Raw genomic sequence first — 10,164 nt, forward strand, 5'->3', positions numbered from 1 at the left:
ATGCATGTCGTCGTTACATTAAGACAAACACCGTGATTAGAAAAAATAATTTTTAAAAAATATGTAAGGGAGCTCTCATGATTTTAAATGATGAACAAAAGATGGTTCAGGACATGATGCGAAGCTATTCGCAAGAAAAACTGAAACCAACTGCCACAGAACGAGATAAGACGGCAGCATTTCTAGCGCAAGAACTCAAAGAGCTAGGAGAACTTGGCGCGCTCGGTATGACTGTATCGGAAGAATGGGGCGGAGCAGGACTTGATTATGTATCGCTTGTAGTCGCACTAGAAGAAATTGCTGCAGGTGATGGCGCAATCTCGACAATTGTGAGTGTGCAAAATTCATTACCGTGTGGCATTACTCAGCGTTATGGCACAGAAGCACAAAAGGAAAAATATCTAAAAAAATTAGCGACTGGCGAATGGTTAGGTTGCTTTTGTTTAACTGAGCCACAAGTCGGTTCAGATGCTAGCGCCTTGGAGTGTAAAGCTGAACGTGTTGGCGATGAATGGGTGCTAAATGGCACGAAACAGTTCATTACTACGGGTAAGCACGCTCAAGTCGCATTGGTTTTTGCTGTAACGGATAAATCGGCAGGGAAAAAAGGCATTTCTTGTTTCTTGGTGCCTACCGATGCACCGGGTTATATTGTATCGCGTTTAGAAGAAAAAATGGGGCAGCACTGTTCGGACACGGCGACCATTGTTTTAGATAATTGCCGCATTCCAGCAGACAGTTTATTAGGTCAAGAAGGCGAAGGTTATAAGATTGCCTTGTCTAATTTAGAATCTGGCCGTATTGGTATTGCTTCACAATCTGTGGGGATGGCACGCGCTGCACTTGATGCAGCTGTGGAATATGCCAATGAGCGTAAAGCCTTTGGCGTAGAAATTGTGCAGCACCAAGCGGTGGCATTTCGCTTAGCAGATATGGCAACGCAAATTGAAGCAGCTCGTCAACTGATTTTTCATGCAGCTACATTAAAAGATGCAGGTCTACCATGCTTAAAAGAAGCTTCAATGGCTAAACTTTTTGCTTCTACTATGGCTGAGCGTGTTTGCTCAGATGCGATTCAAATCCACGGAGGATATGGTTATGTATCTGATTTTCCTGTAGAGCGTATCTATCGTGATGTGCGTGTTAGTCAAATTTATGAAGGTGCATCTGACATTCAAAGGTTGGTGATTGCACGTGAAGTCACCAAAGTTTAATTCATATAAAAAATATTAATTTGTCTAAAAAGTAGACTTTAGTCGATGTTCAAACCCTGCAAGCTAAATGACATTTATGGAAATTGCAGGGTCATTTTAAACAGGTTTAACTAAGCATATAAACAGTAAAAAAGCGTTGCATTGTTGCTTTACTACAAGCTAAGCAACGCAAAACTTTGAGCCTATATCGCAATGGATGTGATGTAAGTACAAAGCGCTACAACAACAAAATAAATGGAAATGCAAAGCAGGCAGCTTTGGGAAATAATACAGGATAGGAGTTTGTCGAAATGAAGACACTGGATCAGGCATATCTAGATTTTAATTTTGAAAAAATGGTTCAAGAGCAATTGGTTGGTACTGCAAAAGCGATAAACGCCTATGATGAATGTTGTGGTCGCTATGTTGGTGAAAATCGTTCAGCGCTGATTTGGGAAGGAAAGAACGGCGAATCAGAGCAATGGAGTTTTGAACAACTGGATGCTGTTTCAGCACAACTTGCAAACTATTTAAATAAAATTGGTTTGAAAGAGGGGGATTGCATTGCGGGGTTATTGCCGCGTACTCCTGCTTTACTCATTACGGTTTTGGCAACTTGGCGAATTGGTGCGATTTATCAGCCTTTATTTACGGCTTTTGAATCTAAAGCAATTGAGCATCGTGTTGAGACGGCACAAACCAAATTGATTGTGACCAATTCAGAACAACGTCCAAAATTAAACAATATTGATCTGCCACATATTTTGACAGTTCATGCTAAAGGTGCCTTACATACCGATGCTGATTTTTGGACTGAACTTGGCAAAGAGACAACAACTTTTAGTTCTGTAGCACGTACATTTGATGATGAATTTTTGATGATGTTTACTTCAGGCACAACGGGCCTGGCGAAATCAGTACCTGTTCCGAATAAAGCAATTTTGGCGTTTAAAGGTTATATGACTCATGCTGTGGATTTGCGTGAAGAAGACAGCTTTTGGAACTTAGCAGACCCTGGTTGGGCCTATGGACTATATTACGGTATTACAGGCCCACTTAGCTTAGGTCACAGCATCATTATGGATGAACGAGCATTTAGTGTAGACAATGCGGTTCAAATCATTAAAAAATATAAAGTCTGTAATTTAACCGGTTCACCTACGGCTTTTCGCATGTTCTTTGGCTTTAAAGAAAAGTTTGATGAAACCATCAAGTCACTTTTACGTGTAGTGAGTAGTGCGGGTGAACCACTTACGCCTGAAGTCATTCAGTGGTTTAACCATGATCTGAATGTCAATATTTATGATCAATATGGACAAACTGAACTTGGTATGGTGATTGCCAATCATCATGCTTTAGAGCACTACAAAAAAGTCGGTTCAGCAGGCTTTGCCATTCCAGGGCATCGTTTTGCTGTATTAAATGCAGACTATGAAGAAGTAGAACGTGGTGGTGTAGGGACACTGGCGATGGATTGTGCCCAATCTCCTTTAATGTGGTTCACAGGTTATGGTGGCAATAACCGTAAAGCCTTTGTTGGTAACTATTACATAACTGGCGATACGGTTAAGTTAAATGAAGAAGGTGGAGTAGATTTTATTGGTCGTGCAGACGATGTAATTACAACGTCAGGCTATCGTGTTGGGCCTTTTGATGTAGAAAGTACTTTGTTGGAATGCGAAGAAGTTCTAGAGTCGGCTGTGGTCGGTAAGCCAGACCCTGAGCGGACTGAAATTGTCAAAGCTTTCGTGGTCTTGAAACCACAATATCAAGCAAGTGTTGCATTGATGGATCAACTACAAGCTTATGTACGTTCACGACTATCGAAACATGCCTATCCGAAAGAAATAGAATTTGTTGAAGGTTTACCAAAAACATCGAGCGGTAAAATTCAGCGTAATTTGTTGAAGCAACAAGAAGTAGCCAAAGCCCAATTTATGCAAAAGGTCAGTTAAATTTAGTCTCAGATTGATCTAAGAAAAGGCTGCGTAAATGCAGCCTTTTTCTATTTTCTTATCTCTATTTTGCGTCGAAACCTATTTTTTACCTTGCCATTTTAATGCTGCGACATCGGTAACTGTTTGGGAAATGTAATGAGGCAAAGCAGTGCAGATATCAATGCACAGGCAAACATGATCGTGACTAAACCTAAGCCGCCAAAACTGCTAAATGTACCTGTTAAACTCGTAATGATCGCACCAAAGCCAAATTGTAATGCACCTAATAAAGCAGATGCTGTTCCAGCATTTTTATGTTGGAACATGAGAGCCAATTGGCTGCCCGTAGGCATAATGAAACCTAATAGTGCAACGGCAATGAATAGTGTGATGCAAAATATCACTAAATTCGAATAGCCTAAGCATAGCGCGAGTATCAGTACAGCCATAATAAGCAAGAAACTGATATTCATAATTTTATAGGCATTTAGTGGGCCAAATTTTTCATGTATTTTGGGGTTTAAAATGGCTGCACCAATTAAACCAAATGCATTCAATGCAAACAGCAGGCTAAATTGGGTTGAACTGAGTTGATATTCACTAATAAATACGCTAGCTGAACCGGCGATATAGGCAAAGAAACCTGCTTGAGCAATACACAGTGTGAGGGCATAAATGATGAACTTACGATCCGTGATAATTTGCCCATATAACTTGATGGTTTGGGTAAGCTTGAATTGTTGGCGCAGTTCTACTTGACGTGTTTCAGGGAGCAGCACAGCAACAGCTGCCAATACAATCGCAGCATATACGGCTAGGAAAATAAAAATATTTCGCCATGAACCTAAAGCCTGTAAACCATCGCCAATTAGGGGGGCAGCCACTGGTGATAGACCCAATATCGCCAAAACCATTGACATCATTTTGCCCATTGCAGGGCCTTGAAACTGATCTTTAATGATAGCAAAGGCAATCACCATACCAATTGAACCACCTAAACCTTGAACAAAACGAATGTATTGCAATTGTTCAACGCTTTGTGCAAACGTGCAGCCAATCGAGCCTAAAATATAAATGCTTAAACCTAAATAAATAAGTGGTTTACGGCCAAATTTATCCGATAGTGGACCGTACATTAGCTGACCGAGCATTAAACCCACAAAAAATGTCATCAAACTCAGTTGAATCGCACCTTCGTTACTTCCTAAAGACGCTGCCATAGCGGGAATGCTTGGTAGGTACATATCAATACCTATCGGGCCAATGGTTGCGAGTAACGCAATGAGTATGGGCATTGCACGTATATTTGATGCTGTCATAATGTGGTCGAATCTTGTGGAAAACGGCGCATTATGAAACCTGTTGGTTTCTTAAGTCAAGGAGAGCAGCATTGGCAAAACTAGGCCGTCCTTTGGTCATGTCGGCAGAACAGCGGCGTACAGAAATCTTTTCTATTGCAGAACAACTCTTTGGAGAGAAGGGTTTTGAAAATGTCACCATGTCTGAAATTGCGACCGCAGCAGGCATGTCTAAAAAAACGTTATATGTGTATTTTTCTGATAAACGTGAACTGCTGATTTCATTGGTTGAGTCATCCTATATTTGGACTGAAGATGCTTTTGATACCAATAGTGCAGACAAAGTGTTGGCCTTACAAAATCAACTGAAGAAAATCGCTGAGCATGTCCTTTCCGAGCGCCATATTAAGTTGTGCAGACTTGCGATTGCAGAGCGTGTGGGGGTTGACGGGATCAGTGATACTTTTTATGAAAAAGGCATAGCAAAAAGCCGAGATCATTTGATTCATGCTGTGAGTTATATTTCAAGTGCTCAATTTGTATTGAACTTAAATGCAGATATCATAGCGGATATGTTATTTGGTGCGACTATTTCCAAACCTTTTGTTGATTTACTATTTTTAAATCGAAAGATAGATATGCAGCAGGTAAATACGACAATTGAACAAAGTATTCAGGCTTTGTTTAAAATGTGAATACTTAAATTTTCATTGCAAAATTCAATATTTATTTTTCATCCTTATGTTTGGATTGCTCGTTATAATGACCTCGGTTTTATGTATTAAATGAGATAGCAGAACATGGATGCACAGCTCGATTTAGATGCAGAGATGGAATTAAGCGAAGCGGAAATGCACTTCTATAGTCGTCAAATTTTATTGGATGGCTGGGACTTAGAAGCCCAAGAAAAACTTAAACTTGCCAATGTGTTAATTGTGGGGTGTGGCGGTATAGGCTGCACCACAGCAGAACTGTTGGCTCGTGCGGGGGTTGGGCAAATCACGCTCATTGATGCTGATCAAATTGAAATTAGTAATTTACAGCGACAAATTGCTTATACAGAACAAGATTTAGGTTTCTATAAATCGGAAATACTGGCTAAGCGCTTAGGCTCAATTAATCCGCATATTCGTGTCATTGCACATACTGTAAAGCTAGATGCGTCTAACGCTGAACATCTCATCGCTGCGCAAGATTTGGTTTTAGATGGATGCGATAACTTTACGACGCGCTATTTGGTTAATGCGCAATGTTACCAGCATGCGGTACCGTTAATCAGCGCCTCAGCTATTGGCTTTCAAGGTCAGTTATTTATGGTCGAAGCAGCTTCTGCGTGCTATGAATGTTTATTTCCTAAAGAACAGCATGCCAGTGAAAGTTTACGCTGTGCGGATTCTGGGGTACTGGCGACCACGCCAAATGTCATGGCTAGTCTACAAGCACATCATGCATTGTTGTATTTGGGGTTAGGTACGACAGTGCTTAAACAAAAACTTTTGCTTTGGGATGGATTGAACATGAAACAGAAAATTTTGGCTTTTGAAAAAGATCCAAGTTGTCCAATCTGTCAGGCAAGATAAAACAGCAAGCCTGAATTTTTTGCTACACTCACTTTAATTATTTTTTCCTAAGACATTATGAAAAACAATATCTGGTTAGATGGAATACGCTCGGTTGCCCGTATGGGTGAAACCGCAGTGGTCGCGGCGAAAGCCGGATTTAAATATGCGACAGAAAAACCAAGTAACGCAAAATTAATGCGTGAAACCTTTGAATCTTTGGGTTCAACTTATATTAAATTAGGGCAATTTATTGCCAGCACACCTTCATTATTTCCACGTGAATATGTAGAAGAATTTCAAGGTTGCTTAGACCAAACGCCATTTTTGCCATTTAGCTATGTACAACAAGTGCTTGCCTCAGAGTTTGCAGGCCGTAATTTAGATGAAATTTTCGCTTCAATCGAAGAAACACCGTTGGCATCTGCTTCGATTGCACAAGTCCATGCAGCGAAGTTAGTTAGCGGTGAAAATGTCGTTATTAAAGTGCAAAAACCGGGTGTAGAAACAATTCTATATACCGACTTAAACGTATTGCACTGGGCAACCAAACTAATTGAAAAAGCGGTTCCTAAGGTAAAATTTGCTTCACTTGCAGATATTGTCGAAGAAATTAAAGTTCGCATGGTGCGTGAAGTAGACTTCATTGAAGAAGCACAAAACCTAGATGATTTTGTTAATTATCTAAATGTAACGCAAAACAAAGCGGCGACTGCACCTAAGGTTTATCATCAATATTCAACTCGTCGTGTACTGACCATGGAGCGTTTGTATGGTGTGCCGCTAACAGATTTTGATGTGGTTAAAAAAGTTGCTAAAGATCCATCGCAAGTCTTGGTGACTGCCATGAATACATGGTTTGGTAGTTTAATGCTGTGTAATAGTTTCCATGCTGATTTACATGCTGGCAACCTGATGCTCCTTGAAGATGGTCGTGTAGGCTTTATTGACTTTGGTATCGTTGGCCAGTTAAAACCTGAAGTGTGGACAGCGTGTATAGCCTTTATGGATGCACTGCAAAAAACCGATTACAACTTGATGGCGGAAAACATGCTTAAAATGGGCATGACCGCAGTGCAAATTGATACGCAAGTTTTGGCGGCCGATTTAGAACGCTTATTTAGCGGCGTGTTGTTGGCAGATCCGCAAGAATTGCTAACATCTAATCCAGCCGACTTAAATGACATTATGATGGACATGGTACAAGTGGGTGAACGTCACGGTATCCGTTTCCCACGTGATTTTGCTTTGCTGTTCAAACAAATGTTGTACTTCGATCGCTTTATGCGCATCCTTGCACCTTATACTGATATTTATGCAGACCAGCGTATTCAAATGGTGCAGACTATTGACCCAAATTTATTGTTAAAGCATTAATTTAATTCCTCCCCATCCTCTCTTAAAGAAAGGGAGGATGCTTCATTTCTTAATTTTATAAGTAATGAAAAGTCCCTTTGTCTAAAGAGGGATTAAGGAAGATTGTTAAAATATTATATTGTCGAGTGATCAAATGGACGCAATTATTATTGAAGGCCTGAAAGTTGAAACAGTGATTGGCTGTTTTAATTGGGAGCGTCAGATTATTCAGCCTTTAATGCTTGACCTGACGATCAATAACAATTTAGAGCAAGCTTCGAATTCAGATGAACTTGACGACACGCTTAATTATGCTGAAATTTGTGAGATTTCTGCGCAAGTCATTCAAGAAGCGAAGCCAAAATTGATCGAACATGCGGCAAAACTGGTTTTAGATGCACTTTTTTCTACCTATCCAAGTGTCGAATCTATTATGATTACCATCCGAAAGCCTGCCATTATCGCGCAAGCCAATTCTGTAGGAATTCGTCTTGAACGCCACCGAAACGATTTTCGCCCTAGCTCTGGCGAGTAATTTCAATCCAAAACCCCATTTAAAACTGGCTTTACGTCAAATTCAGGCTTTGGGTCATGCTGAATTTTCCAAAATTTATGTGATTCCTTGTCGTGATGGCATTGGGGCGGATTATTGGAATGCAGCATGTTTGGTGAAAAGTAGTTTATCTGTTGAAGAAATCAGCACCTTACTCAAAAAAATAGAAACAGATTCAGGTCGTGTTCGTCCATCACATAATATTGCATTGGATATGGATTTGATTGCGTGGGGCGAAAGTTTAGCGCACATGCAATTTAATCCAAAAAAACTCCCTTTGGCTTTAGATGTAAAAATTCCAATGTTTGATATTTGGCAAGATGAAATGTTTAAGCACGTTGCTCATCAATTTCCCATGGTGAATTGCCAACAGCTTTTAGCAGGTTAAAAAGTATTACCTAAAGCTTTTTATCATCAACGTAATTCGAACTTTAATAACAAAAAGCATTCAATCCTTTTATTTTATGCGCTAGCATAAGGTAATTAGCAGGGTTAAATTACGCTTTTAAGTCTAAAAAAAAGAATATGAACTGGACGGATCTGATTCAGCACTATGGCTATATTGCGATTTTTATTGGCACATAGTTTGAAGGAGAAACAGTGCTGATGATTGGCGCCTACGCCGTCCATCAACACATACTTCATTTTCCAATGTTGATTGCGGTGGCGATACTAGGCAGTTCTATTGGTGATCAGTTTTATTATCAAATGGGCGCTCGCTATGGGCAAAAACTTATCCAATTGAATGCGGAATTTGCACAAAAATTTGATCGTGCGAGCCAGTTTATAGAACGTTATCCTATTTTGACCATTTTATTTATGCGCTTTGCTTGGGGTTTTAGAACCATTTTACCTATTGCTGTAGGTGTGCGTGCTTATCCAGTCTGGAAATATGTGCTGATTAATCTGGTTGCCTGTTTTATTTGGGCGATGTTGGTCGCTACGATTGGGTTTCAAATCAGTCATTATTTACATCTATTTTGGGCGAAAATGCTGCCTTATCATCAAGATATTTACATCGTTATTGCCGTTCTTTTATGTATCGTATTCTTCCGTGTGCTCTATACGGTGTTGAAGTGGTGGCGTAAGCATCATCAACATTGATAAAGTGCAAGTGGTTGATCTGATAAAGTCGTCAAAACATAATTAAAAGATTTAAAGGGATATTTAGTGAGCGCAATATGGGCTTAGGTTATGGTGCAGGTGCGGGAGGTTTCCTTATTATTTGCTTTGCGATTTTGGTGCTATTTATCGTCATTGCGATTTGGTTGAGTTGGAATAATTGGTATAAAAAGCAAAAAAATCGACCATATAAAGTAAATGCGGCACTTAAAATTGGTTTATCTGGCGTATTGTTTTTTCCTTTATTTGTTGCAGTAACGCTTGGATTGTTCGTGATTTCAGATCTTAGTTCTGACTATGCAGAGTGGCAGCATCAAAAGAAAATTTATATACAGTTGCAGGAACCCTTAAACTTTGGAGAGGTTGTACTGCCTGAAGGCACGTGGATTAACCGATCATTTGAAACCGACTACTCTCTTGAACAGATGACTGATATTCGTCAAGGTTTAACATCAGCTCGCTTCCCACAACCTGTTCAATTGGCTGGATTTGATGTGATTGCTTTTGAGCTTCATCGTCATTTATTGCTTGAGTTGGTACATGATCAAACCGTTATGATGAATAACCAAAAAGAAATTTGTCCGGCAGGATGGCTGCTTGAGTTAAGTGGAGCAGATTATCCGTCCACTGCACAACTTTATAGTTTGAATTTTGATTGGTTTACACCAAGTCGATGGCATCCTATAAACTGTTTTGATGGCGAAGGAATTGTTGTATTAAAGTCAAAAAATTACCTATGAAAAAGCCTGCATTATTGCCATTGCTGTCCCACAATTTTTCACAAGAGGAAGCTCATTTGAGCTTCCTCTTGTTTTATGGGTATTTTATCGGGTGAAAATAAAGCTTTTAAAGTTCTTCTTTCAAACAAATTCACTTGAATTATTCTGAGTAAACGTTGAACTGTCCAACCTGTTTTTCCTAAATGTTGAGCGAAACTCACCAATAAATAGGCGATCATCGCAATCCAGATTTGTGTCTGAATTGCGTTCCTGCTGCGGCCTAGAAACGCTTTTAATTTAAGATTCTGCTTAATCGCCTTAAAGAACAGCTCAACTTTCCAACGATCTTTATAAATCGCCGCAATGGTGGAGGCGGCTAAATGAAAGTTATTGCTGAGAAAGCTAAAGTGCTTGCCACTTTGCTGAT

General features: G+C 39.8%; 11 protein-coding genes. 9 read left to right on the top strand and 2 right to left on the bottom strand.

The genetic code is table 11. The annotated features are described in order from the left end of the window. Nucleotides 1-77 precede the first annotated feature (77 nt). Both FTV09_RS02050 and FTV09_RS02055 read left to right on the top strand, forming a co-directional pair. The gene (locus tag FTV09_RS02050; RefSeq protein WP_180056552.1) at nt 78-1,214 is read left to right on the top strand and encodes an acyl-CoA dehydrogenase family protein; all 1,137 of its coding nucleotides are present in this window, start codon (nt 78-80) and stop codon (nt 1,212-1,214) included. 290 nt (nt 1,215-1,504) lie between these two features. Then, nucleotides 1,505-3,148, top strand: a complete 1,644-nt coding sequence (locus FTV09_RS02055; protein WP_180056554.1) for an AMP-binding protein — start codon at nt 1,505-1,507, stop codon at nt 3,146-3,148. A gap of 101 nt (nt 3,149-3,249) precedes the next feature. On the opposite strand, the gene FTV09_RS02060 is transcribed toward FTV09_RS02055, so the two are convergent. Next, entirely contained in the window at nt 3,250-4,449 is a 1,200-nt protein-coding gene (locus FTV09_RS02060) for a multidrug effflux MFS transporter (RefSeq protein WP_257222761.1), read from the bottom strand. A 71-nt stretch (nt 4,450-4,520) separates the two neighbouring features. Here FTV09_RS02060 and FTV09_RS02065 point away from each other — a divergent pair, with 71 nt between their 5' ends. The 7 genes from FTV09_RS02065 to FTV09_RS02095 all read left to right on the top strand — a co-directional run bounded on the left by FTV09_RS02065 (nt 4,521) and on the right by FTV09_RS02095 (nt 9,758). Beyond that, on the top strand, nt 4,521-5,123 hold the full coding sequence (locus tag FTV09_RS02065) for a TetR/AcrR family transcriptional regulator (protein ID WP_067767254.1): 603 nt from the start codon (nt 4,521-4,523) through the stop codon (nt 5,121-5,123). 105 nt (nt 5,124-5,228) lie between these two features. Continuing rightward, complete coding sequence (locus FTV09_RS02070; protein WP_180056556.1) at nt 5,229-6,008, top strand: HesA/MoeB/ThiF family protein; 780 nt, start codon at nt 5,229-5,231, stop codon at nt 6,006-6,008. 57 nt (nt 6,009-6,065) lie between these two features. Continuing rightward, a complete protein-coding gene (locus FTV09_RS02075) occupies nt 6,066-7,364 on the top strand; it encodes an AarF/ABC1/UbiB kinase family protein (protein ID WP_067767248.1) in 1,299 nt (432 codons plus the stop codon). Between the two features lie 133 nt (nt 7,365-7,497). Then, the gene (gene folB, locus FTV09_RS02080; protein ID WP_067767245.1) at nt 7,498-7,878 is read left to right on the top strand and encodes a dihydroneopterin aldolase; all 381 of its coding nucleotides are present in this window, start codon (nt 7,498-7,500) and stop codon (nt 7,876-7,878) included. After that, a complete protein-coding gene (locus FTV09_RS02085) occupies nt 7,835-8,284 on the top strand; it encodes a 2-amino-4-hydroxy-6-hydroxymethyldihydropteridine diphosphokinase (protein WP_067767242.1) in 450 nt (149 codons plus the stop codon). Before folB ends, FTV09_RS02085 begins: the two co-directional genes overlap by 44 nt. A 218-nt stretch (nt 8,285-8,502) precedes the next feature. After that, nucleotides 8,503-9,000, top strand: coding sequence for a DedA family protein (locus FTV09_RS02090; protein WP_180056569.1), 498 nt, complete (start codon nt 8,503-8,505; stop codon nt 8,998-9,000). A gap of 77 nt (nt 9,001-9,077) precedes the next feature. Next, a complete protein-coding gene (locus tag FTV09_RS02095) occupies nt 9,078-9,758 on the top strand; it encodes a hypothetical protein (protein ID WP_180056557.1) in 681 nt (226 codons plus the stop codon). A gap of 38 nt (nt 9,759-9,796) precedes the next feature. Here the strand turns inward: FTV09_RS02095 and FTV09_RS02100 are convergent. Beyond that, nucleotides 9,797-10,164 (bottom strand): transposase (locus tag FTV09_RS02100; RefSeq protein WP_180056559.1); only part of this gene is annotated, 368 nt, incomplete at its 5' end.

The sequence above is a fragment of the Acinetobacter sp. YH12227 genome (genome assembly GCF_013417785.1).
Lineage (GTDB): Bacteria > Pseudomonadota > Gammaproteobacteria > Pseudomonadales > Moraxellaceae > Acinetobacter > Acinetobacter gandensis.